The 26,796-nt window shown below is 70.2% G+C and carries 23 protein-coding genes; 9 read left to right on the forward strand and 14 right to left on the reverse strand.

Annotated elements, in window-relative coordinates; all coding sequences use genetic code 11:
- Window positions 1-4: 4 nt before the first annotated feature.
- From KILIM_RS22160 to dnaA, 9 genes are all read right to left on the reverse strand, one after another.
- Entirely contained in the window at window positions 5-994 is a 990-nt protein-coding gene (locus KILIM_RS22160) for a hypothetical protein (protein WP_157551541.1), read from the reverse strand.
- 158 nt (window positions 995-1,152) lie between these two features.
- Window positions 1,153-1,554: a DUF3566 domain-containing protein gene (locus KILIM_RS06930; RefSeq protein ID WP_006591936.1), complete on the reverse strand. Its 402-nt coding sequence runs from the start codon at window positions 1,552-1,554 to the stop codon at window positions 1,153-1,155.
- A gap of 187 nt (window positions 1,555-1,741) precedes the next feature.
- Window positions 1,742-4,396: a DNA gyrase subunit A gene (gene gyrA, locus KILIM_RS06935; protein ID WP_157551555.1), complete on the reverse strand. Its 2,655-nt coding sequence runs from the start codon at window positions 4,394-4,396 to the stop codon at window positions 1,742-1,744.
- 108 nt (window positions 4,397-4,504) lie between these two features.
- Window positions 4,505-6,712 (reverse strand): DNA topoisomerase (ATP-hydrolyzing) subunit B, encoded by a 2,208-nt coding sequence (gene gyrB, locus KILIM_RS06940; protein WP_006591938.1) that lies wholly within the window; start codon window positions 6,710-6,712, stop codon window positions 4,505-4,507.
- A gap of 364 nt (window positions 6,713-7,076) precedes the next feature.
- Window positions 7,077-7,658, reverse strand: coding sequence for a DciA family protein (locus KILIM_RS06945; RefSeq protein ID WP_006591939.1), 582 nt, complete (start codon window positions 7,656-7,658; stop codon window positions 7,077-7,079).
- On the reverse strand, window positions 7,651-8,982 hold the full coding sequence (gene recF / locus KILIM_RS06950) for a DNA replication/repair protein RecF (protein WP_006591940.1): 1,332 nt from the start codon (window positions 8,980-8,982) through the stop codon (window positions 7,651-7,653). Before recF ends, KILIM_RS06945 begins: the two co-directional genes overlap by 8 nt.
- 25 nt (window positions 8,983-9,007) lie before the next feature.
- Window positions 9,008-9,958 carry a phosphogluconate dehydrogenase (NAD(+)-dependent, decarboxylating) gene (gnd, locus tag KILIM_RS06955; RefSeq protein WP_006591941.1) on the reverse strand — a complete coding sequence of 317 codons (951 nt, stop codon included), beginning with the start codon at window positions 9,956-9,958 and terminating at the stop codon, window positions 9,008-9,010.
- Window positions 9,959-10,016: 58 nt separating this feature from the next.
- Window positions 10,017-11,150: a DNA polymerase III subunit beta gene (gene dnaN, locus KILIM_RS06960; RefSeq protein WP_006591942.1), complete on the reverse strand. Its 1,134-nt coding sequence runs from the start codon at window positions 11,148-11,150 to the stop codon at window positions 10,017-10,019.
- Window positions 11,151-11,935: 785 nt separating this feature from the next.
- Window positions 11,936-13,486, reverse strand: a complete 1,551-nt coding sequence (dnaA, locus tag KILIM_RS06965) for a chromosomal replication initiator protein DnaA (RefSeq protein ID WP_040562529.1) — start codon at window positions 13,484-13,486, stop codon at window positions 11,936-11,938.
- 365 nt (window positions 13,487-13,851) lie between these two features.
- On the opposite strand from dnaA, the gene rpmH reads away from it, so the two are divergent.
- The 9 genes from rpmH to KILIM_RS07000 all read left to right on the forward strand — a co-directional run bounded on the left by rpmH (window position 13,852) and on the right by KILIM_RS07000 (window position 21,534).
- The gene (gene rpmH, locus KILIM_RS06970; protein WP_006591944.1) at window positions 13,852-13,989 is read left to right on the forward strand and encodes a 50S ribosomal protein L34; all 138 of its coding nucleotides are present in this window, start codon (window positions 13,852-13,854) and stop codon (window positions 13,987-13,989) included.
- A gap of 12 nt (window positions 13,990-14,001) precedes the next feature.
- Window positions 14,002-14,415: a ribonuclease P protein component gene (gene rnpA / locus KILIM_RS23205; RefSeq protein ID WP_006591945.1), complete on the forward strand. Its 414-nt coding sequence runs from the start codon at window positions 14,002-14,004 to the stop codon at window positions 14,413-14,415.
- 2 nt (window positions 14,416-14,417) lie between these two features.
- Entirely contained in the window at window positions 14,418-14,876 is a 459-nt protein-coding gene (yidD, locus tag KILIM_RS23210; RefSeq protein WP_006591946.1) for a membrane protein insertion efficiency factor YidD, read from the forward strand.
- A gap of 6 nt (window positions 14,877-14,882) precedes the next feature.
- Entirely contained in the window at window positions 14,883-15,896 is a 1,014-nt protein-coding gene (gene yidC / locus KILIM_RS06975; protein ID WP_006591947.1) for a membrane protein insertase YidC, read from the forward strand.
- Between the two features lie 85 nt (window positions 15,897-15,981).
- Complete coding sequence (locus tag KILIM_RS22165; protein WP_006591948.1) at window positions 15,982-16,779, forward strand: Jag family protein; 798 nt, start codon at window positions 15,982-15,984, stop codon at window positions 16,777-16,779.
- Window positions 16,776-17,615 carry a 16S rRNA (guanine(527)-N(7))-methyltransferase RsmG gene (rsmG, locus tag KILIM_RS06985; RefSeq protein WP_006591949.1) on the forward strand — a complete coding sequence of 280 codons (840 nt, stop codon included), beginning with the start codon at window positions 16,776-16,778 and terminating at the stop codon, window positions 17,613-17,615. Before KILIM_RS22165 ends, rsmG begins: the two co-directional genes overlap by 4 nt.
- A gap of 280 nt (window positions 17,616-17,895) precedes the next feature.
- Window positions 17,896-18,948 (forward strand): ParA family protein, encoded by a 1,053-nt coding sequence (locus KILIM_RS06990; RefSeq protein ID WP_006591950.1) that lies wholly within the window; start codon window positions 17,896-17,898, stop codon window positions 18,946-18,948.
- A gap of 88 nt (window positions 18,949-19,036) precedes the next feature.
- The gene (locus KILIM_RS06995; protein ID WP_006591951.1) at window positions 19,037-20,104 is read left to right on the forward strand and encodes a serine hydrolase domain-containing protein; all 1,068 of its coding nucleotides are present in this window, start codon (window positions 19,037-19,039) and stop codon (window positions 20,102-20,104) included.
- Window positions 20,105-20,367: 263 nt separating this feature from the next.
- Window positions 20,368-21,534, forward strand: coding sequence for a ParB/RepB/Spo0J family partition protein (locus KILIM_RS07000; protein ID WP_006591952.1), 1,167 nt, complete (start codon window positions 20,368-20,370; stop codon window positions 21,532-21,534).
- 81 nt (window positions 21,535-21,615) lie between these two features.
- Here the strand turns inward: KILIM_RS07000 and trxA are convergent, their stop codons facing one another.
- From trxA to KILIM_RS23665, 5 genes are all read right to left on the reverse strand, one after another.
- A complete protein-coding gene (gene trxA, locus KILIM_RS07005; RefSeq protein ID WP_006591953.1) occupies window positions 21,616-21,942 on the reverse strand; it encodes a thioredoxin in 327 nt (108 codons plus the stop codon).
- 73 nt (window positions 21,943-22,015) lie between these two features.
- On the reverse strand, window positions 22,016-23,035 hold the full coding sequence (gene trxB / locus KILIM_RS07010) for a thioredoxin-disulfide reductase (RefSeq protein ID WP_217997070.1): 1,020 nt from the start codon (window positions 23,033-23,035) through the stop codon (window positions 22,016-22,018).
- Between the two features lie 301 nt (window positions 23,036-23,336).
- A complete protein-coding gene (locus KILIM_RS23660) occupies window positions 23,337-24,239 on the reverse strand; it encodes an RsmA family anti-sigma factor (RefSeq protein ID WP_157551547.1) in 903 nt (300 codons plus the stop codon).
- 154 nt (window positions 24,240-24,393) lie between these two features.
- A complete protein-coding gene (gene sigM / locus KILIM_RS07020; RefSeq protein ID WP_006591956.1) occupies window positions 24,394-24,963 on the reverse strand; it encodes an RNA polymerase sigma factor SigM in 570 nt (189 codons plus the stop codon).
- The gene (locus KILIM_RS23665) at window positions 24,963-26,783 is read right to left on the reverse strand and encodes a protein kinase family protein (RefSeq protein ID WP_006591957.1); all 1,821 of its coding nucleotides are present in this window, start codon (window positions 26,781-26,783) and stop codon (window positions 24,963-24,965) included. Before KILIM_RS23665 ends, sigM begins: the two co-directional genes overlap by 1 nt.
- Between the last annotated feature and the right edge of the window lie 13 nt (window positions 26,784-26,796).

The raw sequence follows: 26,796 nt of genomic DNA on the forward strand, positions 1-26,796 counted from the left end.
CAGGTCAGCCCAGGTGCCGGACTTCGGGCGCGTTCTCCGGGATGATGCCGTGATAGGCCGTCAGAGCTGCCAGCACGACCGTCAGCGCCACGACCACGGCCAACGCGACGAGGGCCGAGGTGTCGATGGGATCGCGCGTGGGGCGCCCGGCGATCACCGGCCCGGAGCCGCGCAGAGTGTGCCGGGCGAAGATCGCGTAGACGTAACCCGCCAGCGCCAGATACAGCGACACTTCGGCCCATTCCTGGTAGCGCACCACCGGGCTGATCGGCGCCACGACGACGACGGCCCAGTAGCCGATCATCGTCAGCGACCCGACGATCGTGTAGCTGGGCACCGCCAGCCGTGACCAGAAGGCGCCCTGTAGCCGTGGTCGCGGACCCCGGGTCAGCAGCGCCAGCGTCACCCCCGCCACGGCCAGCACGAACGAGAACAGCTTGAAGATGCTCTGCAGCGGGACGCTGCCGGACTGGATGTTGTGGATGTTGAATTCGCTCTGCTGGTTGACCTCCGACAGCGTCGGCGGGGTGCCGAAGGCCAGCGCCCGCTGCGCCCAGGAGATCTCCTCCCCGGCCAAGGCCAACGCCCCGAGGGCCACCGTCAGCAGCAGCCCCACGATCAGGGCGCCGTGCTTGCGGATCCGGGCGGCGGTGATCGTCGCGAGCACCGCGATGAACAGCAACAACGCGAACTGGGCCCACTCCACCGGCCAGTCCTCGCGCAGCACGGCGTAGTACGCGTCGCGGCGCGTCAGGTAGAGGGCGCCGAGCAGCAGGGTCCCCACGATCGGTGTCACCCAGATGACGTCCGCCAACCACGTCGGCACGCCGTCGCGGCGTGCGTCGGCGTGGGTGAAGGCGCGCCAGCGCCGCCACATCGACGCGGTCGGCTCCGCGCCGACCACCCCTGCGGTCGACTCTCCCGAGAAGGTGCGGCTGGGGGCCGCCTCCTGCGTCCCGGTAGGCGCGGACGAGCGACGAAACAGAACGGGCATAGAGGGGGCCTCAACCGACGCCGGCCCTCGTCCCCCACGTCCGACTCGGTTCTGGACGACTGACCTAGTGCAGGGGCCCGCCCAAATTAACGACAGATGAACGCAAAGGCAATCCCGGGTTACCCCTGTGGTCCGCTCCGGAGTCTGCTCCGGTGAACTCAGTCGTCGGTGAGCGTCACCTGCATGCCGCCGACGAGGGCCGCGCAGATGTTGTAGATGAACGCGGTGATCGTGGCGATGGCCGTCATGAGGATGACGTCGACGACGGCGAACACGATGGACAGCGACAGCACGCGACCGAACCCGAGGATGTCGATGACGCTGAACCGGTCGTCCGGCGCGGTGGCCGACTGCAACTCGTTGAACGTGTCGTTGATCGTGGCGAAGACGCCCATCGAGTTGAGCATGAGCCACAGCGCGGCGACGACGACGACCATCGCGATACCCAGGGCCACCGACAGCAGGAAGCTGATCTTCATGACCGAGAACGGGTCGATCCGCGAGACGGTGAGCCGAGCCTTGCGCGGTTCACCGTCACCGGGCGCCGCAGTCGGGCTCATGCGACCCTGCGGTCGCGGCGCCGGGCGCGCCGGGCGACGCGACGCCTGACCCGGACCACCTTGGCCACCCTGACTAGGGCGACCCGCTCCCGGCGAGGTCGACGAGCCAGGCGAGACGCCCCCTCGGGGCACACCACCGGTGCGCGTACTACCGCCTGTCGTGCTCATTCACGGACCTCCGCCGCTCTCATTCGACCGGTGGCGACAAGGGATCGTCGCCGTCGGACATCGTCTCGTCCGCCTCCACCTGGGCCGATTGCTCCTTCGACGGTACGCCACCGGCCCCCGCCTCGTCAGTTTGCGAGTCCGTTTGCAGCTCCGAGTGCCTCGCCGCACCCTCCGACTCGGGCTGCTGCTGGTCGCCCGCGGCACCCTCGTCGCTCACGCCGAGCTCCGGCTCGCCCTGGCCCTCGGGGTCGTCCTCGCCCTCCTCGAGCTCCGGCGCGGTCTCGGCGTTGCGGGCCACCGCCACGATGGCGTCGCCGCGATCGGGCTTGGCGAACTGCACCCCCATCGTGTTGCGCCCGGTGCGCCGAATCTCATCGACGCGGGAGCGCACGACCTTGCCCTTCTCCATGACGACCATCACCTCGTCGTTCTCCCCGACGATGAGGGCACCGACGAGGTCGCCGCCGCGGTCGGAGAGCGCCGCGACCCGCACGCCCAGGCCGGCCCGCCCCTTGACGGGATAGTCCGAGGCGGGGGTGCGCTTGGCCAGGCCGTTCTCGAAGACGACGAAGACGTCCGGGTCGGTGTCCTGGGCGACCAGCCCCATCGCCAGGAGGTCGTCGCCGTCGCGGAACTTCATGCCGGTGACGCCGCTGGTGGCCCGGCCCATCGGGCGCAGCACGTCGTCGGAGGCGTGGAATCGGCTCGACTGGCCCTTGCGCGAGACCAACAGCAGGTCGTCCTCGGCCGCCGCCACTCGGGCTCCGACCAGTTCGTCGCCGTCGCGCAGGTTGACGGCGATGAGGCCGCCGCTGCGGGGGGAGTCGTACTCGGACAGCCGCGTCTTCTTGACCAGGCCCGCGCGGGTGGCCAGCACGAGGTATGGCTTGGCGTCGTAGTCCTTGAGCGCCAGGACCGCCGCGATGGACTCTCCGGGCTGGAACGCCAGGAGGTTGGCCACATGCTGACCTTTGCTGTCCCGGCTCCCCTCGGGCAGCTCGTAGGCCTTGGCTCGGTACACCCGGCCGAGGTTGGTGAAGAACAGCAGCCAGTGGTGCGTCGTCGTCGTGAAGAAGTGCTCGACGATGTCGTCGCCGCGCAGCTGCGCCCCGCGCACCCCCTTGCCGCCCCGCTTCTGGCTGCGGTACTCATCGACCCGGGTCCGCTTGGCGTAGCCGCCGCGGGTGATCGTCACAACGACCTGCTCGGTGGGGATGAGGTCTTCCATCGAGACGTCACCACCGAAGGGCACGATCTCGGTGCGGCGGTCGTCACCGTAGCGGGCGGTGACCTCCGTCAGCTCGTCGGAGACGATGGTCCGCTGCCGCTCGGGCTTGGCGAGGATGTCGTTGTAGTCGTCGATGAGGCGCTGCAGCTCGTCGTGGTCCTCGAGGATCTTCTGCCGCTCGAGGGCCGCCAGCCGGCGCAACTGCATGTCCAGGATCGCGCGGGCCTGGATCTCGTCGATGTCCAGCAGCTCGATGAGCCCGTCGCGGGCGACCTCCACGGTCGGCGAGCGCCTGATCAACGCGATGACCTCGTCGAGGGCGTCGAGCGCCTTGAGGTAGCCGCGCAGGATGTGGATGCGCTCCTCGGCCTGACGCAGCCGGAAGGCGGTGCGGCGGCCGATGACCTCGATCTGGTGGTTGACCCAGTGGCGGATGAATGCCGACACCGGCAGGGTGCGCGGCACCCCGTCGACGAGGGCGAGCATGTTGGCGCCGAAGCTGGTCTGCAGCGGGGTGTGCTTGTAGAGGTTGTTGAGCACGACCTTGGCCACGGCGTCGCGGCGCAGCACGATGACGAGCCGCTGCCCGGTGCGCCCGGAGGTCTCGTCGCGGATGTCGGCGATGCCCGCCAGCCGCCCGTCCTTGGCCAGCTCGGCGATCTTGAGGGCCAGTGCGTCGGGGTTGACCTGGTACGGCAGCTCGGTGACGACCAGGCAGGTGCGGCCCTGGATCTCCTCGACCTGCACGCGAGCGCGCATGACGATCGAGCCGCGGCCCGTGCGGTAGGCCTCCTCGATGCCCTTGTGGCCCATGATGAGCCCGCGGGTGGGAAAGTCGGGGCCCTTGATGCGCGCCAGGCACGCCTCGAGCAGCTCCTCCTTCGTGGCCTCCGGGTGCGCCAGCAGCCACAGCGCGGCGTCGGTGACCTCGCGCAGGTTGTGCGGCGGGATCTGCGTGGCCATCCCGACGGCGATCCCCGCCGAGCCGTTGACCAGCAGGTTCGGGAAGCGCGCCGGCAGGACCACCGGCTCCTTGGACTTGCCGTCGTAGTTGTCCTTGAAGTCGACGGTGTCCTCGTGGATGTCGCGCACGAGCTCCATGGCCAGCGGCATCATGCGGCACTCGGTGTACCGGCTGGCGGCGGCGCCGTCGTTGCCGGGCGAGCCGAAGTTGCCCTGGCCGTCGATCAGCGGGTACCGCATCGCCCACGGCTGCACGAGCCGCACGAGGGCGTCGTAGATCGCCGAGTCGCCGTGCGGGTGGTACTGCGCCATGACGTCGCCGACGACGCGCGCGCACTTGTTGTAACCCCGGTCGGGGCGGAAGCCGCCGTCGTACATCGCGTACACGATCCGGCGGTGCACCGGCTTCAGGCCGTCCCGAACATCCGGGAGCGCGCGGCTGACGATCACGCTCATCGCGTATTCGATGTAGCTGCGCTGCATCTCGGTGTTCAGATCGACCGGCTCGACCCGATCGACGGTGGGGGGCTGTTCGGTCACGAGTTGCACTCACTCTCGGACGAGGCGGAGGGGGACAAGCCGACAACGGACCTAGGCATCGAGGAACTGCACATCCCGGGCGTTGCGCTGGATGAACGAGCGCCGCGACTCCACGTCCTCGCCCATGAGCACCGCGAAGATCTCGTCCGCGGCGGCGGCGTCATCGAGGGTGACCTGCAGCAACACCCGCGTGTCGGGGTCCATCGTGGTCTCCCACAACTCCTGGTAGTTCATCTCACCCAGACCCTTGTACCGCTGGATCGGGGAGTCCTTGGGCAGACGCCAACCCTGCGCCAGACCGGCGGCCATCATCTCGTCGCGCTGCTTGTCGGAGAACGCGAACTCGTGTTCGTGGTTGGTCCACTTGAGCCGGTACAGGGGCGGCTGTGCCAGGTAGACGTAGCCGGCCTCGATGAGCGGGCGCATGAACCGGAACAGCAGCGTCAGCAGCAGTGTGCGGATGTGCATGCCGTCGACGTCGGCGTCGGCCATGAGCACGATCTTGTGATACCGCGCCTTGAGGATGTCGAAGTCCTCACCGACGCCGGTGCCGAACCCGGAGATGAGGGCCTGTACCTCCGTGTTGGCCATGACCTTGTCGATGCGGGCCTTCTCGACGTTGAGGATCTTGCCGCGGATCGGCAGGATCGCCTGGTTGAACGGATTGCGACCCTGGGTGGCCGAGCCGCCCGCCGAGTCGCCCTCCACGATGTAGACCTCGCTGACGGCCGGGTCCTTGCTCTGGCAGTCCTTGAGCTTGCCGGGCAGGCTGTTGGACTCCATGAGCCCCTTGCGCCGGGTGGCCTCGCGGGCCTTGCGAGCCGCCAACCGCGCCGCCGAGGCCTGCACGGCCTTGCGGACGATGTCGCGCCCGTCGCCGGGGTGCCGCTCGAGCCAGTCGCCGAACTGGTCGTACATCGCGGACTGCACGAAGCCGCGCACCTCGGAGTTGCCCAGCTTGGTCTTGGTCTGCCCCTCGAACTGCGGCTCGCCGAGCTTGACGGAGATGACAGCGGTCAGCCCCTCGCGGATGTCGTCGCCGGTGAGGTTGTCGTCCTTGTCCTTGAGCAGCTTCTGATCGCGGGCGAACCGGTTGACGAGGTTGGTCAGCGCGGTGCGAAAGCCCTCCTCGTGGGTGCCGCCCTCGTGCGTGTTGATCGTGTTGGCGTAGGTGCGCACCGACTCGCTGTACGAACTGGTCCACTGCATCGCGACCTCCAGGGAGAGGGCGCGCTCGGGGTCCTCCAGCTCGAAGTCGATGACGTCGGGGTGCACCGCCTCGGCCTTCTTGGAGGCGTTGATGTGGCGCACGTAGTCGATGAGGCCACCGTCGTAGCGGTAGGTGACCGTGCGTCCCCGCGGCCGGCCGGCGCGGTCCGTGGCCACCTCGCCAGCGCGCGCAGCGGCGGCCGAATCGCCCTCACCCTCGACCTCGACCTGCGCCGGACCCGCGGCCGGCTCATCCGCGGGCGGGCCGGAGGTCGTCTCCGCCTCCTCCTCCGCCAGGTCCTCGGCGACGGCGACGGCCTCTTCGCGCTCGTCCGTCAGCGTGATCGTCAGGCCCCGGTTGAGGAAGGCCATCTGCTGGAAGCGGGCCCGCAGCGTCTCGAAGGAGTAGTCGGTGCTCTCGAAGATGCCGGGGTTGGCCCAGAACGTGACGGTCGTGCCGGTCTCGTCGCTGGCCTCCAGCTGCGCCAGCGGGGCCCGCGGCACGCCCTGGTCGAAACCCATGCGGAAGACATGGCCCTTCTGGCGGACCTCGACCTCCAGCGCCGTCGAGAGGGCGTTGACGACCGACGATCCGACGCCGTGCAGGCCACCGGAGACCTTGTAACCGCCGCCGCCGAACTTGCCGCCGGCGTGCAGCTGGGTGAGCACGAGCTCGACGGCCGACACGCCCTCGACGGGGTGGATGTCGGTCGGAATGCCGCGGCCGTTGTCGCGCACCCGCACGCCGCCGTCGGCCAGCAGGGTCACATCGACGAGGTCGGCGTAGCCGGCGAGGGCCTCGTCGACGGCGTTGTCGACGATCTCGTAGACGAGGTGGTGCAGGCCGCGCTCGCCGGTGGAGCCGATGTACATGCCGGGCCGCTTACGGACGGCCTCCAGGCCCTCCAGGACCGTGATGGCGCTGGCGTCGTAGGTGGGGTCGGCATCGTCCGGAGCTGCGACCACCGGTACCGGTGGCAGGCTCTCGTCCGGAGCCGTCGATCCGTCTCCCGAGCTGTTCTCGGGCGGGCGCGAAGGCGTGTCGGACACGGTCCTCCCTCACTGTGGGCCGCGTCGCGGCCGGTCAACGTCGGCGCTGGCGCGTCGCCGCTACGGGCTGGTTCTGCAGCTGCTGGCTGGGTGACGTCGACACCGCCGGTCGCCGGCGTCGGCGGAGGCAGCGGTGCGAAGCGTCACGAGCGGCCGACGGGCGGCGCGCACTCTCCAAAGTCTACCTGCGGCCCCCGCAGACACCGCGCTCAGAGGGCCTGAAACGCCGATGAGAGGCGATTACGGGGTCCGTGATGTGCCCCCATACCTGCATGGGGCCCGCGAGCGCCACAGCGCCCGGCCGTTTAACTGCGGGTGTCCCGTGGCCGCCTCCCGCTCCCGACGGGTTCGACGGGGCCCGCGTTCAGCCGTAGGTGTCCCTCGGGCCGCGCCCGCTGACCCGCCGCGGACCCTTGCGCCAGGAGGGGGCACTGGGGCCGAGAATACGCAGCGAGGCCACCACGCCCGGCCCCGCCTCCTCCTCCAGGCGACCCAGCAGAGTCGCCGACTGGTAGCGCAGGGCCGTGGCCCACGCCGTGGAGTCGGCCCGAACGGTCAGCACCCCGTCCTCGAAGGTCACCGGCGCCGTGTGCGCGGCCAGCTCGGGCCCGACGATCGCGGGCCAGCGGCCCATCACCGCCCCGGCGCTGACATCGACCCGCCACCCCCGGTCCAGCAGCAGCTTGTCGATCTGCTCACCGAGCAGTTGCGGATCCCGCCCGTCCCGCCCGGAGGCCGAATAGGCCAGGTCACCGGGCCGCGACCGGCGTCGTCGCGGCGCCGACCCCGGCCGTAGTCCGCGTTGGGCGGCGCTCGCCCGGGCCCGCGCCAAGGCCGCGGCGGCCGCCACGTCCGGGTCCACCGCGTCGGGGTTCACCGCAGTTGGGGTGACCGGGTTGGTGACCGGGGGGTCGGTGCCGGCCGCCGCCGGTGGCAGGTCATCCATCGCGGGCATCCTCCGACGGTAGATCCCCGGGGGGCGCCCCGTCGCCCGGTGGTTCCGGCTCGGCGACCGCGGGGGCTGCGGGGCCTGCGGGTGCCGCGGGTTCGTCGTCGGGCCGGTCGTCGGGCTGCGGGGTGACGGTCCCGCGGCGCACGTGCAGCCGGGCGCCGCTCAGGCTCGGCGGCACATCGTGCGGCACGGCGGCGGTGATGAGTACCTGCTCGCAATCGGCGATATCGGCGGCCAGCCGCTCCCGGCGACCGGAGTCGAGCTCGGCGAAGACGTCATCGAGCACGAGGATCGGGTCGTCCTGCAGGTCGTTGCGCAGCAGCCGGAACGCCGCCAACCGCAACCCGAGCGCGAAGGACCACGATTCCCCGTGCGAGACATACCCCTTCGCCGGCATGTCACCTAGAGAGAGCACGAGGTCGTCGCGGTGCAGCCCGGCCTGCCCGACGCCCCGCTCGACGTCGGCGGTGCGCACCTCCTGCAGGCGCCGCGCCAGCGCCTGCGTCAGCTCCGCCGGTTCGGGCACCTCCCCGGCGGCCACCGCGGCCGCCTCCTGTTCACCCAGAGTGCTGCGGTAGACCGCTCGCGCATCGGCCGACGAATCGGAGACGGTGTCGTACGCCGCCGAAAGCAGCGGCCGCAGGTCCCGCAGCAGTCGCAGCCGGGCGTACAGCAGCTGCCCGCCCACCGTCGCCAACTGGGAGTCCCAGACGTCCAGGGTGTGCAGCACCGACGTGCCGTCCTGCGGCGGTGGCTGATCAGCGGCGGCAGCGGGCGCCCGGCGCCGCCCCCGGCGCGACCCGAGCGCGGCCGAGGCGGTGCGCAACAGGGCGTTGCGTTGCCGCACGATGCGGTCGTAGTCCGAGCGCACCCCGGCCCACCGCGGCTGCCGCTGCACCAGCAGGTCGTCGAGAAAGCGGCGCCGCTGCTCCGGCTCACCCTTGACCAGCGCCAGGTCCTCGGGGGCGAACAGCACAGTCCGCACGGTGCCCAACACGTCCCGCGGCCGGGCGACCGCCGCGCGCCCGAGCCGCGCCTTGTTCGCCCTGCCCGGCACGATCGACAACTCCACGAGGCTCTCGCGGCCCGCCCGCAGCACCGCGCCGCGCACGATCGCCTGATCGGCGCCGAAGCGCACGAGCGGGGCGTCCTGAGCCACCCGGTGCGAGCCGAGGGTCGCCAGGTATCCGACCGCCTCCACGAGGTTCGTCTTGCCCTCGCCGTTGCGACCCAGCAGCGTCGTCACCCCGGGGCTCAGCGCCACCTCGGCGCTGGCGTAGCTACGGAAGTCGGCCAGGCTCAGATGTCGCAGGTACACGCCACGCTCAAGAAGTCCCGGCAGCTCACGACGGCTCGGTGGACTGGCCGCGCTCGACCTTCGGCTGGGCGGCCGGGTTGACGTCCGCCTTGTCGTCCAGCATCTGCACCGCGTGCCCACCGAACTGACCGCGCAGTGCCGCGACGGCCTGCATCTGCGGGGAGTTCTCCTGCCGGGAGGTGAACCGCGCGAACAGGGCGGCGGCCAGCACCGGCATCGGCACCGCGTTGTCGATGCCCTCCATGAGCGTCCAGCGCCCCTCGCCGGAGTCGGTGGTGAACTCGCTGACCCCCTCCAGGTGGGGGGTCTCCTCCAGGGCCTTGACCATGAGGTCCAGCAGCCACGAGCGCACGACCGTGCCGCGGGTCCAGGCGCGGAAGGTGCCGTGCACGTCGGTGACGATGTCCTTGGCCTCCAGCAGCTCCCAGCCCTCGGCGTAGGCGTGCATGAGGCCGTACTCGATCCCGTTGTGCACCATTTTCGCGTAGTGCCCCGCGCCGACCTCGCCCGAATGCGCGAACCCGTCCTCGCGCGGCCCCTCCGGGCGCAGCGCGTCGAAGATCGGCATCGCGCGCTCGACGTCCTCCCGCGACCCGCCGGCCATGAGGCCGTAGCCCTCCTCCAGGCCCCACACGCCGCCGGAGACGCCGCAGTCGACGTAGTGGATGTCGCGTTCGGCCAACGAGTCGGCGTTCACCGCATCGTCCTTGTAGTACGAGTTGCCGCCGTCGATGACCAGGTCACCGGGGTCGAGCAGCTCCTTGAGCGCCGCGACGGTCTGGGTCGTCGGATCGCCGTGCGGCACCATGATCCACACGATGCGCGGCGCCGCCAGGGCCGCAACCAGATCCTCGAGCGAGGCCACGTCGCTGACGGCCGGATTGCGGTCGTAGCCGACGACCTCGATGCCGGCGCGGCGAATGCGCTCGCGCATGTTCTTGCCCATCTTGCCCAGGCCGATCAAACCGAGTTGCATCGCGAGCGCCTCCTACAGGCGGGGGGAGTGGTCGGTCAGAGAGAGGATCAGCGCCGGCTCAGCTGGCGAAACGCACCGGCATGAGCACGTAGCGGTAGGTGGTGTCGGCAGGCTCGTCGGCGCTGGGTTGGCCGCTGAGCACCGCGGGTCGACTCGGCTGAGTGAACGAGAGCCGTGCGAACTGGGTGCCCAGGGCGCCGAGTCCGTCGAGCAGGTAGTGCGGGTTGAACGCGATCTCGATCTCCGGACCGCTGAGGCGACACTCGACGGCCTCGCTGGCCTGCGCGTCATCGCCCGTGCCGGCATCGATGCTCACCTGACCGTCGCTGAAGCGCAGCCGCACCGGGGTGTTGCGCTCGGCGACGAGCGAGACCCGCTTGACGGCCTCCGTCAGCGCCGCCGTCTCCAGGCTCGCCTCGGTCTCCACGCTCGTTGGGAAGATCGAGGAGACCTTCGGGTAGTCGCCGTCGAGCAGCCGGGTCGTCGTGCGGCGTTGGCCGGCCTCGAAGCCCACCAGGCCCGCCCCGCCGGCCGCCGAGCCCAAGGCTAATTCGACCGTGCCTGTGGCCCCCAGCGAGCGGGCGGTGTCGGCCAGCGTGCGGGCGGGAACCAACACCGTGACGTCACTGTCGGAGCCGGCGGGGTCCCACGTCAGCTCGCGCATCGCCAGGCGGTAACGGTCGGTCGCGAGCATCGTCATCGTCGAGCCCTCGATCTCGATCCGCACCCCCGTCAGGATCGGCAGGGTGTCGGAGCGGTCGGCCGCGACGCTGACCTGCGCGACGGCCTGGGTGAAGACGTCGCCCGCGATGGTGCCGCTCGGTTCGGGGCTGGCCGGCAGGCTCGGGTACTCGTCGCTGGGCATTTGCAGCAGCGCAAACCGGGAGGCACCGCAGGTCACCGTGACCTTGTTGCCGTCGGTGGCGACCTCGACCGGTTTGCCCGGCAGATTGCGGGAGATGTCGGCCAGCAGCTTGCCGAGCACCAGCACCGTGCCGCTTTCGCTGACCTCCGCGGCCACCGTGATGCGTGCCGAAACCTCGTAGTCGAAGGCCGAGAGCGTCAAGGTCCCCTGCTCGTCCGCCTCGATCAGCACACCGGCGAGCACCGGCACCGGCGGCCGGTTGGGCAGGCCGCGGGCCGCCCAGGTCACCGCCTCGGCCAGGACGTCGCGCTCGACTCGAAACTTCACGTGTACTCCTTCTGTGGTCCCCGACGACCCCCGCACATGCAGTCACCGACTCTAACCCGCAGCGAAAGACTCAGGCGCTCCCGGCTGCGGTCGATAGGCGGATGTCAGCAGGCTGAGCTGGCGCGAGCCGCCGTCGAGTCACGCGGTCCGCACCTCTTGTGCGCGATGTGGATTCTCCAGGTAGAGATCTCTCATCGTTGTCATCGGTCGTGTGGACGGTGTGGAAGACGGGGATGCGCGCTGGTCGGCAGGCGTGTCGCGGGTGTGCACAGTCGTGTGCAGCGGCGGTGGATGAACGGCTCGGCCTGTGCACGAGCCCTGGCGGCCCACAGCGGTGCGCGCACGCGCCCACAGCTCATCAACAGAAGCTGCCCGACTCGTTCACCGGATGACACCGGATGTCCACGTCTCGTCCACAGGGGCGTCACCGCGCGTCGAGTTTTGGATATCCACAGGGTTTTCCCCATCTGTGGGTACATCGTCGCACGTCACAGGCTCGGCCCGGAGGATCGAGTGAGATTCAGGCCACAGACTCCACAGCTGTGGACGACCATTGTGGACAAGTGTCTTGAACGATGTCCCGGTGCCTTTGCTGGACGGCCGTCACGAACGTGTGACCTGGGTCTCTGCGGTTTGCCGGCTCGCGGAGTCGGCACCGGTCGCCGAGCTCGGCGGGCGTTGATATCAGTGGATAATCGGTGGATAACCGTTGCGGCACGCAGGAACTCGCGACCGAAGCGGGCGGCAGGGCGGCTCGCAGCGTCGTTCTGGGGCGCGGTTGTGGATTAGGTGGCCTGGGCCTGCGAGCGGATGCGCGTCGTCAGTTCGGTGACCTGGTTGTAGACCGAACGTCGCTCGGCCATGAGAGTCCGGATCTTGCGGTCGGCGTGAATCACCGTCGTGTGATCGCGCCCACCGAACTGCTGCCCGATCTTCGGCAACGACAATTCGGTCAATTCGCGGCAGAGGTACATGGCGATCTGCCGGGCGTTGACGAGCACCCGGGAGCGCGAGGCGCCGCACAGGTCGTCGATCGTCAGCCCGAAGTAGTCGGCCGTCTGCGCCATGATCGTCGCCGCGGTGATGGCGCTGGCCTTGTCGGGCATGAGGTCCTTGAGCACGACCTCGGCCAAGGCCAGATCGGTCTCCTGCCGGTTGAGGCTGGCGAAGGCCGTGACCCGGATCAGCGCGCCCTCCAGCTCGCGGATGTTGGTGCTGATCCGAGAGGCGATGAACTCCAAGACGTCGTCGGGGATGCTGAGCCGCTCTTGCACCGCCTTCTTGGACAAGATGGCGATGCGGGTCTCCAGGTCGGGCGGCTGAACGTCGGTCAGTAGGCCCCACTCGAACCGACTGCGCATGCGCTCTTCGAAGCCCGAGAGTTGCTTGGGCGGCACGTCGGAGGTGATGACGACCTGCTTGTCGGCGTTGTGCAGCGTATTGAACGTATGGAAGAACTCTTCCTGTGTCTGCATCTTGCCGGAGAGAAACTGGATGTCGTCGATGAGCAGCACGTCGATGTCGCGGTAGCGGCGCTGGAAGCCGGCCGCCTTGTCGTCGCGGATGCTGTTGATGAAGTCGTTGGTGAACTCTTCGGAGTTGACGTACTTCACCCGCACGTTCGGGTACAGGTTGCGCGCGTAGTCGCCGATGGCGTGCAACAGGTGCGTCTTGCCCAGGCCGGACTCGCCGTAGATGAACAGCGGGTTGTACGCCTTGGCGGGGGCCTCGGCGACAGCGACGGCCGCGGCGTGGGCGAAGCGGTTGCCGGCTCCGATGACGAAGGTGTCGAACGTGTACTTGGGGTTCAGCCGCGGCGGTTCGGCGGACTCGCGCGGGGCGCTGCCGCGGGCCGCGCGCCGGTCGCTGAACGCCAGCGCCGCCTCCGGATTGCCGCCGGTGCGCGGGCCCGATGCCGGGTCGTGGCCGTTGACCGGGGTCGGGGGCGCGGGGGCGGCTCCGGAAGAGGGTGCGGCAGGGGTGACGGGGTGGGCCGAATCGTCGGGCGCGGGATCACGGGGGTCGCCGGAGTCGGTGTAGCCGGCGAGCATCGGCTGCTCGCTGTCGGGTAGGGGGACCCGCAGGGACGGATCGACGGTGACGGCGAGGCGCACCCCGCGACCGATCGTGCTCGACAGCGCCGCGATGAGTGACTCGCGCGCCTTGGTCTCCACGATCTCCTTCGTGAAGTCGTCGGGCACGGCGACGAGCGCCGTGTCGCCGAGCATGCCCACGAGGGATGCCTGCGCCAGGAAAGCGCGTTGCGGCGCGGGCAGGCCGGCCTCGTTGAGGGCATGCAGCGTCGCTTGCCAGATCTGGGGAGCCTCATCCTGCACGTCGTCACTGTACGCGGCGAGCCACCGCGCGCATCCCCGCTCGCGGAGCACGGGCCGCGCAGGTTCGACCGGCGGGGGGACGATCGGGTACGTTCGCAGCACGCACACATGTCCACACTGTTATCCACAGCATGTGGATGACGTGAGGCGCTCGGCGACCCGCGAGTTTGCTCAGGTGCGGCGCGCTACCGTACCGTGGATCCCTGGTCTTCCAACCCGGTCGTTTTCGCGTGCCCGTCACCGATCCTGATCTCCTGTAGCCGCCCTCGTGGCGCTTTTCACAGGTGCCCAGGGGCGTGAGGCGGGCGTCCGATCACGATCGGTCCCACCCCGCAGCGCCAACTGCAGCACCAACGGAGAGCATCGTGAGCAAGCGCACCTTCCAGCCGAACAACCGTCGTCGCGCCCGCACGCACGGCTTCCGCCTGCGGATGTCGACGCGCGCCGGTCGCGCCATCCTCGCCGGCCGTCGCCGTAAGGGTCGCGAGAAGCTCTCCGCCTGAGCTCGGTGTCGCGTGCTTCCCGCACGCCACCGCATGCGCCGACCGCAGGACTTCACCGCAACGGTTCGCGCGGCGCGAGCAGGCAACCGCATCCTCGTCGTGCATGCAACGACGCCAGCGACGCGCGCCGGTCATCCGGTGCGCGTCGGTGTTGTTGCGTCCAAGGCCGTCGGTAACGCCGTCGTGCGCAACCGCGCCAAACGACGGCTGCGCGCTCTCCTGGCCGACCGTCTGCCCACGCTTCCGGCCGGTCTCGACCTCGTCGTGCGGGCCAACCCGGGCGCTGCAGGCACGACGCCCCAGGCTCTTGGAGAGGCTTTGGACAACGCGCTGAGCAGAGTGTTGCCCAAAGTCGGTTCGGCCGCGTCCCACGATGCGATACCACCGGCGCCACCATCTTCCGGACCAGCCCTCCCGGTGCCCTGAGGATGAGCAGCGAGGGGGGGCGGGAGTCGTCGGGCGGTACCGCGGCGGAGACGGCTCGCGAGACGCTGCGGCGCTGGGGTGCCCTGCCGCTGGTGGCGCTGGTTCGCGGCTATCAGCTGTTCCTGTCGCCACTGTTGCCCAGCACCTGCCGCTTCTACCCCAGTTGCTCGGCCTACTCGCTGACCGCGCTGCGCCGGTTCGGTCCGATCACCGGCACCTGGTTGACGATCCGGCGGCTGGGCAGATGTCATCCATGGAACCCCGGAGGCGTCGACCACGTTCCACGGCGCGGAGCCGACGGGCGACCTATCGGTCGCGCCCAATGGGTGGCGCCCGCAGTGGGCGGCGCGCCAACACGACAGAATGACCACCACGTAAGCGACCGGCACACTGGGCGCGACGACGATCCCGCCCCGGCGGATCGTCCACGCCACGCGACAGACGAACGAAGGACAGGCTGACACGTCATGGAGAGGTCCCTCTGGGAGCAACTGCTCTGGCCACTCGAGTGGTTCGTCGAGTGGGTGCTCGTCGCCTTCCACGCCGGCTTCACCGCCATCGGTATGCCCGCGGAGTCCGGCTGGACGTGGGTGCTGTCGATCGTGGGGCTCGTCGTCGTGATCCGCACGATCCTCATCCCGCTGTTCGTCAAGCAGATCCAATCGTCGCGGCGGATGCAGCTCATCCAGCCGGAGATGCAGAAGATCCAGAAGAAGTACAAGGGCCGCACCGATCCGGACTCCCGACAGGCCATGTCGCAGGAGACGATGGATCTGTACAAGCGCACGGGAACGAACCCGCTGAGTTCGTGCATGCCGATCCTGCTGCAGATGCCGATCTTCTTCGCGCTGTTCCGGGTGCTCAATGGCCTCAAGGGCGTCTCGGAGGGCACGCGGCAGGCCGCGGGTCCGCTGGGTCAGGAGTTGGCGGCCCAGGCCGAACACTCCGACATCTTCGGCGCGTCGCTCTCCTCGACCTTCCTGTACTCCGGCGACTTCTCCGCCAAGGTCATCACCGTCATCCTCATCATTCTGATGTCGCTGACGACGTTCATGACGCAGCACCAGCTGATGCGCAAGAACATGCCGCCGTCGGCGCTGGAAGGTCCGTTCGCCCAGCAGCAGAAGATGCTGCTGTACATCCTGCCTGCGGTGTTCGCGATCTCCGGCGTCAACTTCCCCATCGGTGTGCTGCTCTACTGGTTCACCACCAACCTGTGGTCGCTGGGTCAGCAGTTCTACGTCATTCGCCGCATGCCCGCCCCCGGATCGCCGGCCGAGCGGGCTCTGGAGGAGCGCCGCAAGCGGCGCGGCAAGGTGCACAAGAAGCTCACCGTGCCCGGTCTGAGCAACTCCGACGACGACGTGCAGGACGCCGTGGAGGGCACCGACGCGCAGGGTGGCGCGACCTCCGGCGAGGGTGGCCCGGCCAAACCCAGCGGCCAGCGCCAACAACCGAAACGCAAGAAGCGCAAACGCTGATCCACTTTCGCTGGGGGGCGATCGGATCCGCGCACATCAAGAGCTACACACCCGCAGCCGCGGGTGTCCGGGAGGAGAAGTCGTCATGAATGAGCACTCCGAGGCCGCAGAGAACGGCCCCGCCCCCAGCGCCTCGTCGGCCCCGGCCGAGGCTGCGCAGGTCGGCGAAGAATCGAGCACCGTGGTCTCGGCGGCTGAGGTCGAAGACGGCCTCGAGGCCGCGACCAGCGACGCGACCGATTCGGTGGACGTCGACGAGGAGTCCGAGGACGAGGATCCCGAAGACGAAGACGAAGACGAGGACTCGGACGACTCGGAGGATGACGAGTCGGACGACGAGGACGACTCGGCGGCCGGGTCCGGTGCCGGCGGGAGCCGGGGCCCCAGCGGGCGCCGGGCTCCGAGCGCAGAGCGCGCCGCTGAACTCGAGCGTGAGGGCGAGGTGGCCGCGGACTTTCTCGAGCGGCTGCTCGACATCGCCGACCTCGACGGCGACATCGACGTGGACATCGACGGTGACCGGGCTTCGGTGGCCATCGTCGACTCCGAAGAAGGTCGGGTGCCGCGCCGCCTTGTCGGCCCCGAGGGCAAGGTGCTCGAGGCGCTGCAGGAGTTGACGCGGATGGCCGTGCAGGCCGCCACCGGCGAACGCAGCCGCCTCATGCTCGACGTGGCCGACCACCGGGCACACCGCCGCGAGGAGGTGCTCGCCGTCACCCGCCGCGCCATCGAGGACGTGCGCGCCAGTGGTGAGCCCGCGCCGCTGGCGCCGATGAGCGCCTTCGAACGCAAGGTCGCCCACGACGAGGTGCTGGCCGCCGGTCTCATCTCGGAGTCCGAGGGGACCGAACCGAGCCGGCACGTCGTCGTCCTCCCAGCGTGACCTCCGCTCCCTTCGAATCGGCCGCCGACCCGCACCCTGGGTCGGCGGTCGACTCACGTGCCGCGTCGGCCACCGCGTCGAAGTCGGTGGCTGGCTCGGTGGTTCCGAGCGACTTGTCCGCGGCTCCGGCTGTCGTGGGCGAGCTCGTCGGGGAGCGCCTGGAGCTCATGGAGCACCTGGCGGGCATCCTGGCCACGACCGGTGTCGACCATGGGCTCGTCGGCCCGCGGGAGGTGCCGCGCCTGTGGGACCGGCACATCGTCAACTGCGCGCTACTCGCCGAAGCCATCCCGCAGGGCTCGCGGGTCGTCGACGTCGGCAGTGGGGCGGGACTGCCCGGCCTGGTGCTGGCGGTGGCCCGCCCCGACCTGCGGCTGGATCTCATCGAGCCGCTCGAGCGCCGGGTGCGCTGGTTGAACGCGGCTGTCGCGGAGCTGGGACTGGACACCGTGGCGATCCACCGGGGCAAGGCGCAGGCGCTGTGGGGCAGCGTCTCGGCAGACATCGTCACGGCCCGAGCAGTGGCGCGGCTGGGCCAGCTGGCGCAGTGGTGCCTGCCCCTCGTGCCGGTCGGCGGCGTGCTGCTCGCGATGAAGGGCGGCTCGGCGGCTCAGGAGTTGGCGGAGGATCGGGCCGTCGTCGAGGCCGCCGGCGGAGGTGGCCTCGAATTGCTGACGTTCGGCGAGGGGCTGGCCGAACAGCCGACCCGAGTGGTGCGGGTCGTTCGCGACCGGGAGGTCGCCGGTGACGCACGACCTGCCCGGTCCAATCGCCGCACCCGAGCGGCGAACACCGGTGGCGGGCACCGCCCACCCGGGCACGGGCGCCGCGGCTAGCCAGGCGCGGCCCTCTCCGGTGTGTCCTCGCCTAGGCGACGCACGGGCACTGACGAGTTCTGACGGATGCTGGTGACGGCGGAATTTCGTTACGAGACAAGGGTGACGGCATCGACGCCCGACACACCCGGGCGGCCGACCCCGGCGGGGGGCCAAGCCACTAGCGTGGACGCCGCGCATGCTCGGCGTCCGAACGGACCGGGCAGCTGAATGAAGGAGCGACGTGCAACACGACAGCGGTCTGGGTTGGCCTGGTACGAGTAGGACCGGAGACGGTTCGGTGGGTCGACCCACGGGCGTTTCGACTGGTGTCGGATGGCCAGACGAGCCTGCCGCTCCCGACGAGTCCCGTGTTTCACGTGAAACGGAGCGTCTTCCCGAGGCCACCGATTCCGAGGTACCCCTGATTTCCCCGGAGGCGCCGGACGTCACTGAAGCGCCGGAGGCCACCGAGGCGCCGGGCAGCAGCCTGCCGACCTCGGAGCCACCTCGCCGGACCGTCACGCCGAGCCGGGATCCGCTCGCCGGTGAGCAGTGGCGACGACCGGTACGCACCCGCATTCTGACGATCGCCAATCAGAAGGGCGGCGTCGGCAAGACGACGACGGCGGTCAACCTCGCGGCGGCACTGGCCCGCGGGGGGCTGTCGGTGCTCGTCATCGACACCGACCCGCAGGGCAACGCGAGCACCGCCCTCGGCATCGATCACCACGCCGAGGTCCGCAGCGTCTACGACGTGTTGGTCGACGAGGCCACCCTCGCCGAGGTCGTGCAACCCTGCCCTGACATCGACGGCCTGCTGTGCGCCCCCGCCACCATCGATCTCGCAGGTGCGGAGATCGAACTCGTCTCGTACGTCGCCCGCGAGACGCGACTCCAGCGGGCGCTGCACGCCTTCCTCGACGACCCGCAGGTGCTGAAGCCGGACTACGTGCTCATCGACTGCCCGCCGAGTCTGGGGCTGCTGACGATCAACGCGTTCGTCGCCGCTGACGAGGTGCTCATCCCCATCCAGTGCGAGTACTACGCGCTCGAGGGCCTGACGATGTTGCTGAAGAACATCGAGATGATCCGGCGCCACCTCAACCCCCGGCTGTTCATCTCCACGATCCTGCTGACGATGTACGACGCCCGCACACGCCTCTCCCAGCAGGTGGCCACCGAGGTCCGCGAGCACTTCCCGGAGCAGGTACTCGGCACGACGGTGCCGCGTTCGGTCCGCATCTCCGAGGCGCCGAGCCACGGTCAGACGGTGCTGACGTACGACCCGATGAGCACGGGCGCCCTGTCCTACCTCGAAGCCGCCCGAGAACTCGCCACCCGCGCCGTCTGACCACCGGGCCTTCGAGGTTCCGGCTCATCTCGCGCGCAGCCGATTAGCAGTAGCGGACCCCAGACGCCGGGGAGGACCATAGTTCTCCATGACCGAGATGAACCGTCGGAGCTTCGCCGCGCTGACCGAGGCAGCCACGGAGCTGGAGGCCGATGGCTTCTCCGGGATCCTGCGCGCCACGAGGGGCGGCGAGGTGGTGTACGAGAGCTGCCACGGCCTGGCCAACCGGGCCGACCGCAGCCCCATTCACCCAGGGACGCGGTTTGCGACCGCCTCACTCAGCAAGATGTTCACTGCCGTCGCGGTTCTCGTCGCGGCGTCACGAGGCGAGGTGAAGCTGTCGGATCGGGTGATCGACGTACTTCCGCGCCACCGACGACCGGCGACTCTCAGGGATGACGTGACCGTCGAGCACCTACTGACCCACACCTCGGGGATCGCGGACTACTTCGAAGAAGACGAGAATCTGCCGGGCTACCGCGAGAGTGCCGACTCGCTCTGGCAGGAGGTCGCGAACTACACCGTGCGCGACGACTATTCGGCTCTGCTGCCGGTGTTCGCGGACCTGCCGCCGGTCTGTCCTCCGGGGACGACCTACCACTACAGCAACGCCGGCTACGTGCTCCTCGGGATGATTCTGACCCAGGTGTCGGGGATGCCGTTCGCGCATGCCGTCACGTCTCGGGTGCTGCAACAGGCCGGGATGCACTCCAGCGGCTACTTCGCGTTCGACGAAGTGCATCCCGACGTCGCGATCGGGTACCTTCCTCCGCTGCGCGAGGGTGGGCCGTGGCGGTCCAACATCTACTCGGTGCACCCCGTGGGAGGTGGCGACGGCGGAGCCTATGTGACAGCGGGTGATGTCGAGCGATTCCTCCGAGCCGTGCACCACGGCGGGGTCTGGCCCGGAGTCACGCCGGACGATCTGTTGACCCCGCGGATCCACGTGAGTGGCCGATGGTCACAGGGATACGGGGTGGAGATCCGCGACGACGGGGCGTTCGGCAAGGACGGTGGCGACGCCGGCGTGACTGCAGAGTCCCTCTACCGGCCCGACACCGACACGACGGTCGTGCTACTCGCCAACATCGGCTCGGACGATCTCGACGGACTCGAGGAGTTGGCCCGCAGGTTCGTGGACGTAGCGCTGTCGTAGGGGCGTTGCAGTCCTTGCCGTGCGACGGATCGGAGGGGTGGCTCTGTCTCCCGCCAAACGAGCGGAGTGGTCTCGTTTCACGGGAAACAGCCACTGGCGCCGGCGGGTCGTGGTCCACGCGAGGCACCGAGGGCGTTTCACGTGAAACAACCGGTCCGTTGCCGCACGGTGCGCCGCCAACACCCCGCGCGCCCGCGTGCATAGGCTCACCGAGGTGCACCGGGTCTACCCGGGCGAGTTACACGGGCGAAGGGAGACGGACGATGTCGGAGCGGCGGCGCGGGTTGGGACGGGGTTTGGGTGCCCTGATCCCCACGGAGGGATCGACGAGCACGGTGAGTCGGCCGCGGGACGTGTTCTTCCGAGACCGCGACGAGGAGCCCAGCAGCGGCAGCATCTTCCGCCCTTCACTGGGGCAGTACCCCACCGACTCCGCTGGAGGCATCGTCTCTGCCCCCGCTGTCGAGTCGCCAGCCGCCCCGTCGCCAGCTGTCGAGTCGGCGGCTGCTGCTGAGCCCCCCACCCAAGAGCCTGCTGGGGAGGGCGACTCCACTGCGGACGCGGACATCGTTCCGGTTCCGGGGGCCACCTTCGCCCTGCTGCCCCTGGACGACATCCGCCCGAACCCGCGACAGCCGCGCGAGATCTTCGACGAGGACGAGCTGAAGGAGCTCGTGCACTCCATCACCGAGATCGGCGTGCTGCAGCCCGTTGTGGTGCGACCCGTCCCGCAGGCGGACCGGACCGCCGACGGCCCCGCCTACGAGCTCGTCATGGGCGAGCGCCGCTGGCGCGCCAGCCGAGAGGCCGGCCAGCCAACCATCCCGGCGATCATCCGCTCCACCGATGACGACGCGATGCTGCGCGACGCCCTCCTGGAGAACCTGCACCGCACTCAGCTCAACCCCCTCGAGGAGGCGGCCGCCTACCAGCAGTTGCTGGAGGACTTCGGCTGCACCCACGAGGAGTTGGCCGGCCGCATCGGTCGCTCCCGCCCGCAGATCAGCAACATCATCCGGCTGCTCAAGCTGCCTCCGCTCGTGCAGCGCCGAGTGGCCGCCGGGGTGCTTTCGGCCGGCCACGCCCGGGCGCTGCTGGCCCTCCCCGACGCCGGAGCCATGGAGCGCCTCGCCCAGCGCATCGTCGCCGAGGGTCTGTCCGTACGCAGTGTCGAGGAGATCGTCGCGCTTGGTGGTGAGCCGGAGCGTCCCAGCCGACGCCCGCGCAGTGACAACCGGCTGCCCGAGCTCGACGACCTCGCGGCCTTCCTCGCCGACCGCTGGGAGACGCGAGTCTCCATCGCGATGGGCCGCCGCAAGGGGCGCCTGACGGTCGAGTTCGCCTCCGTCGACGACCTCAACCGCATTCTGGAGGCCATCGGCGAGCAGCCGGTCGACAGTACCCACGAGGCCAACGCCCTCGCCGGTTAGCGTGCGAGCCCCGAGGGGGGACAAAGCGAAGGGGCGGGATCCGCGTGATGCGGGTCCCGCCCCTTGGCGTTGGTGCGCGGCTCAGCCGATGAAGGGCTCCAACTCGCGCAGCAGGCGCGGCTTGGGCTGGGCGCCGATGATCGTCTTGGCGACGTCACCGCCGACGTAGACGTTCATCGTCGGGATGCTCGTGATGCCGTACTTGGCGGCGGTGGCGGGGTTCTCGTCGGTGTTGAGCTTGACGATGGTCAGCTTGTCGCCGTGGGTGCCGGCGATCTCTTCCAGGATTGGGGCAACGGCGCGGCAGGGGCCGCACCACGGCGCCCAGAAGTCGACGAGTACGGGCTTGTCGCTCTTCAGCACGTCGGCCGCGAACGACGCGTCCGAGGTCTCCTTGATGTTTCCCATGAGGGTCCTCTCGCAGGTGATGGTTGGGATGTCGGGGGTTTGGGCGGGGAGCCAGAGTCCCGCGCGGGGTCGGTCAGGCGACGGGCGCCGGCAGCGCGGCCGCCTCGACCTCGTCCGCCGTGTGGGGCGCCGCAGCAGTATCTTCGCCGAGCTCGGCCAGATCCGCGAGGAAGCGCTCGGCGTCCAGAGCGGCCGCGCAGCCGGAGCCGGCGGCGGTGATGGCCTGGCGGTACGTGTGGTCGACGAGGTCGCCGCAGGCGAACACGCCCGGCACGTCGGTGCGGGAGGTGCGACCGTGCGTCAGCACGTAGCCCTCCTCGTCGAGAGGCACCTGGCCGCGGACGAGCTCGCTGCGCGGGTCGTGCCCGATGGCGACGAACAAGCCGGTGACGGGCAGGTCGCGGGTGGCCCCGGTCTCGGTGTCGGTCAGCGTGATGCCGGTGAGCTTGGCATCGCCGTGGATTTCGGTGACCGCGCTGTTCCAGGCCATGGTGATCTTGGGGTTGTCGAACGCGCGCTGGGCCATGATCTTGCTGGCGCGCAGCGAGTCGCGGCGGTGGATGAGCGTCACCGAGCGGGCGAACTTCGTGAGGAAGGTCGCCTCCTCGACGGCCGAGTCGCCACCGCCGACGACCGCGATGTCCTGGTCGCGGAAGAAGAACCCGTCGCAGGTGGCGCACCACGAGACTCCGTGGCCGGAGAGTCGCTTCTCGTCCGGCAGGCCCAGCTCGCGGTAGGCCGAGCCCATCGCCAGGATCACGGCGCGGGCGCGGTGCGTGGTGCCCTCGCCGTCGACGACCTCCTTGATCGAGCCGTTCAGCCGCAGCTCGACTGCGTCGTCGGCGACGAGCTCGGCGCCGAAGCGTTCGGCCTGCGCGCGCATGTTCTCCATGAGCTCGGGGCCCATGATGCCCTCGGGAAAGCCGGGGAAGTTCTCGACGTCGGTGGTGTTCATCAACGCCCCGCCGGCCGTGACGGACCCGGTCAGCACGAGCGGCGCGAGGTTCGCGCGGGCCGCGTAAACGGCTGCGGTGTACCCCGCCGGCCCCGACCCCACGATGATGAGGTCGCGCACCGGGGCATCCGAGGCAATCGTGGCTTGCTGGGCAGCGGCAGCGCTCACCGCGTTGGCCGCAGCCGCACTACTGGTCGGTGTTCCGGTGGTGATGAAGCCTGCCGTCGGCGCGAAGCCACCGATGGAGTCGCTCACGGAAAATCCCTTCGCTGTGGGTCTGATGCCGCCGCCGACCAGGGACGATCCGATCATCGTCACTGGACTGGGCGGGGCCGGTTCGCCCGGGTCAACCGATACCCCGTGGGGCATATTCCCCCGGTGCTGTCCCCGCTCACGATACCGGCGACCCGCGGGCGCGTCCGCAGCCGCGCAGTCGCGCTCAGCGAATCGAGAAGGGGCCGGCGAGCACCTGGTCGGAGGCCGAACCGCACTGGCGCGTGACGGCGCGCACCTGGGTGCCCTGGTCACCTTGGGTCACGATGACGGCGGCGGGGGCACCGTCGAGGAACGCCAGGTCGACGATGGCGCGAGACGTGCCGCTGTTGGCGCCGATGGCGGCCAGGCACTCGGCGACGCCGCCGGTGGTGCCGATCGGGCCGATCGACGGGGCTTCCGCGGCCATCGTGTGCAGGGGTGCACCGGGGGCCCGCCACAGGGTCGCGCCCTGCGTGGCCAGGTCGGCGGTCGTGTACTGCTGGGCGGAGACCGTGATGTGGGCGTCGACCGAGGCGCCGGGCGCGGTGCCGCCCCCGGGTGCGCCGTAGCTGCCGGTCTCGCCCTGATTGGCCGGCTCGCCCGCCCCGGGGGCGCCGGCATCGGGTGCCGCCGGTCCGGTGGGGGCCAGGGGTGCCATGGGGTCGTGGGGGTCGGCGGGGGCGTTGACGCCAGGCTCGCCGAGGCTGAGCTGGGCGTAGGTGCTGGGGTCGCTGGCCGCCCCGGCGGGGGTCAAGGCGTTGACGACCACGACGCCGCCCACGACGAACGCCGCCGCCGCGCCGCCCAATCCGAGCAGCAGTGACCTGGACGCCCCCGACACCGAGGCGACTTCGTCCTGCGGCGGTTGCCGACGCACGAACTGGTCGCGGGACTGCTGCCGCCGCACCAGCGGCGTCACCGACTCATCGGCCGGGCCGCGGCGCTCCTGCTCCGCCGCCAACGATGCGGCGATCCGCCCGACGAGCTCCGGCGGCATCGGGCCGGGGTCGGGCAGTGTCGCGAGCAGCCGCTGCACGCTCTCGTCGTCGTCCGACGAAGGGCGTAGGCGATAGATCGATCGCGTCACGGTGTACACCTCAGGGAAACCGCAGGGGAACTGGCAGGTCGCGGCGGTCAGGCCGGACATGAAGTTCAGACGTTCCGGGCAACCCGGAGGTTCCCTGAGTCGACCCTGACGTGTCCCGTAGGCCCACCGCCGCTCGGCGCCCTGTGGGAGTCGCTTACGTGTCCTGAGGGCGCAGCAGCGGGGCGAGGGCGGAGCGGCCGCGGGCGCAGCGGGACTTCACGGTGCCCTCGGCGACGCCGAGAATCTGGGCGGTCTCGGCGACCGACAGGCCGTGCATGTCGACCAGCGTCAACGCCAACCGCTGCCCCTCGGGCAGGGTCGCGAGCGCGGCCTGAACGTCGAGTGCGGTCTCGACCGAGGAGTGCCGATCGTGCCGGTCCGCTAGTACGGCGGTGTGGTCGGCGGGCAGTTCGGTCGTGGGTCGGCGGCGGCGCAGGCGGTCGAGGCAGGCGTTGACGACGATCCGGTGTAGCCACGTCGTCACGGCCGACTGTCCGCGAAAACTGTCGGCCCGCCGGAACGCCGAGATGAACGCGTCTTGCACCGCGTCGGCGGCCATCTCCCGGTCGCCGGTTGTGCGCAGCGCCACCGCCCACATGCGGTCGCGGTGTCGCCGAAAGAGCTCCCCGAAGGCGTCGGGGTCACCCGCGCAGTGCGCGGACAGCAGCTCGGCGTCGCTGTAGTCGGCCACCGGCCGCGGCGGCGCCGGCTGCTGCGTGGGCATCAACGCAGGACGATCTCGTTGATCTGCGCCCGGAACCGACCGTCGGACTCCGCCGCGGCCTTGGTCACCCACACGATGAGGCGGCTGCCGGCCGTGGGGTTACGGACCGGCACGCTGCGCTCGCCCTTGCCGTCGGTGAACCCGCCCACGCGCGTCGCCCCGTCGAGGGAGGCCGAGTCGTTGACGAAGAACTCGACATCCTGGCTGTCGTGGTCGGGCAGCCACACGCGGATCTCGTGCACGGTCGTACCCGCAGGCAGCTCCACGACCAGACCGACGCCGTCCTTCTGGTTGCCGAAGCTCGCGTTGCTGCGGTATCCCTCGGAGCGCCAGAACGTGCCCTGGTCGCCATCGATGGCGCGCGGGGCGGCCGACTCGTTCTCGGTGCCGTCGCCCTGGGGGTCGAAAGAGGTGATGCCGACCGGGGTGATCGGGTCGCCCAGGGTCGGGCTCGCCGCGGGACTCTGCCCCGGGGTGGTCGGCGCGGCGGTGCCGGGACCTGGTGAGGCCTGCGGCTCGGGCTGCTCGCCACCGCGGGAGAACATGCCGAGCATGGTGGGCACCGCGAACATCATGGCGGCAATGATGACCGCCACGACCACGGCGAGGATCAGCTTGGCGTGCCGCCCCTCGACCTCCGGAGTGCGCGGCAGCATCGGAGCAGGAGGCGGCAGCGGCGTATTGCGTTGCTCGTCGAGCGCCTCGGGCAGGTTGAGAAAGCTCGGGTCGGCCCGCCGCTCCTCCAAGCGACGCCGGGTGCTGGCCGCTCGGGCGGCCCGCTCTGCCTCTCGATGCTCGCGCACCCGCGCGATCGGACCGGCGGAGGCGGCGACCGCGGTAGCCCCACCCTCGGCACCGGAGCCGGAGGAGCCGGCCCCCACTGTGGCACCGACCGCGGCCCCTGCCCCGGCTCCCGCCGCGGCACCCGAACCGGCGCGCCGATCGCTGCGTCGGCCGCGCCCGCCGTTGCCGCCGGGACGGACCGCCGGAATCGCCTCCGTGGGCGCCGCGGGGGCCGGCGGCCGCGACACGGGCGTGACCTTGGGGGCCATGTGCTTGACCTGCGTGTGCGACCACGGGGCGATGCGGTCGACGAGCTCACGCGGGCTGCGCGGACCGGTGTCGTGGTTGAGGGTGGCGCGGCAGATCGCGTCGAGGTCCGGCGGTACGGCGACGGCGATCTCGGAAGGGGCGGCGACCCCCCCGACGATGCGCGGGGCGGCCTCCAACCCCGGGATGCGCTGTGGCAGCGGCCAGCGGGTGGTCATCGCGGCGTACATGAGCGCGACGGTGGCGACCGTGTCGATCCGCTCGGCGCGGTCGTCCTCGGCGTCGTCGTCGCCCTCCAGGGCCGACGCGGTGGCCAGCCCGGCGATCTTGATGAGGCCGCCGTCCGTGCGCCGCACCGAGTGGGGCGTCACGTGCAGGTGGTGCAGGCCGCGCGAGGCGGCGGCGGCCAGCCCGCTGGCGACCTCACCGGCGATCCGGCGCGCCTCCTCCGGGGGCAACGGGCCGGTGGAGATGAGGTCGGCGATGCTCGAGGAGTCCGACAGTGACTCCTCGACCAGCCAGCTCACGTCTTCGCCGGTGCCGACATCGAGCACGCGCACGAGACGCGGGTCGTTGAGGGCGGCACTGCGCCGCGCGGCGTCGACGATGGCATCGGCCCGCGACAGGTTGCTGGGGAACAGCGTGATCGACACCTCGCGACCCAACGTCGAATCGACGGCGGACCACACCTCGATGGAGCCCAGATGGGCCCGTCGCTCGCTGAGCGCATAGCGGTCGGCAATAACCCGGCCCGTCCCTACGCCATACACTCCTGCTCCTCAC

Origin of the sequence: Kineosphaera limosa NBRC 100340 (assembly GCF_000298215.1) — a bacterium.
Lineage (GTDB): Bacteria > Actinomycetota > Actinomycetes > Actinomycetales > Dermatophilaceae > Kineosphaera > Kineosphaera limosa.

Excerpts from the sequence above, each read along its gene's own strand:
- KILIM_RS06995 (WP_006591951.1), top strand. The coding sequence starts at position 19,037 with ATGACCGAGATGAACCGTCGGAGCTTCGCCGCGCTGACCGAGGCAGCC.
- KILIM_RS06930 (WP_006591936.1), bottom strand. The coding sequence starts at position 1,554 with ATGAGCCCGACTGCGGCGCCCGGTGACGGTGAACCGCGCAAGGCTCGG.
- gnd (WP_006591941.1), bottom strand. The coding sequence starts at position 9,958 with ATGCAACTCGGTTTGATCGGCCTGGGCAAGATGGGCAAGAACATGCGC.
- KILIM_RS22160 (WP_157551541.1), bottom strand. The coding sequence starts at position 994 with ATGCCCGTTCTGTTTCGTCGCTCGTCCGCGCCTACCGGGACGCAGGAG.
- KILIM_RS22165 (WP_006591948.1), top strand. The coding sequence starts at position 15,982 with ATGAATGAGCACTCCGAGGCCGCAGAGAACGGCCCCGCCCCCAGCGCC.
- sigM (WP_006591956.1), bottom strand. The coding sequence starts at position 24,963 with ATGCCCACGCAGCAGCCGGCGCCGCCGCGGCCGGTGGCCGACTACAGC.
- trxA (WP_006591953.1), bottom strand. The coding sequence starts at position 21,942 with ATGGGAAACATCAAGGAGACCTCGGACGCGTCGTTCGCGGCCGACGTG.
- gyrA (WP_157551555.1), bottom strand. The coding sequence starts at position 4,396 with ATGCAGCGCAGCTACATCGAATACGCGATGAGCGTGATCGTCAGCCGC.
- KILIM_RS07000 (WP_006591952.1), top strand. The coding sequence starts at position 20,368 with ATGTCGGAGCGGCGGCGCGGGTTGGGACGGGGTTTGGGTGCCCTGATC.
- yidC (WP_006591947.1), top strand. The coding sequence starts at position 14,883 with ATGGAGAGGTCCCTCTGGGAGCAACTGCTCTGGCCACTCGAGTGGTTC.
- yidD (WP_006591946.1), top strand. The coding sequence starts at position 14,418 with ATGAGCAGCGAGGGGGGGCGGGAGTCGTCGGGCGGTACCGCGGCGGAG.
- KILIM_RS06945 (WP_006591939.1), bottom strand. The coding sequence starts at position 7,658 with ATGGATGACCTGCCACCGGCGGCGGCCGGCACCGACCCCCCGGTCACC.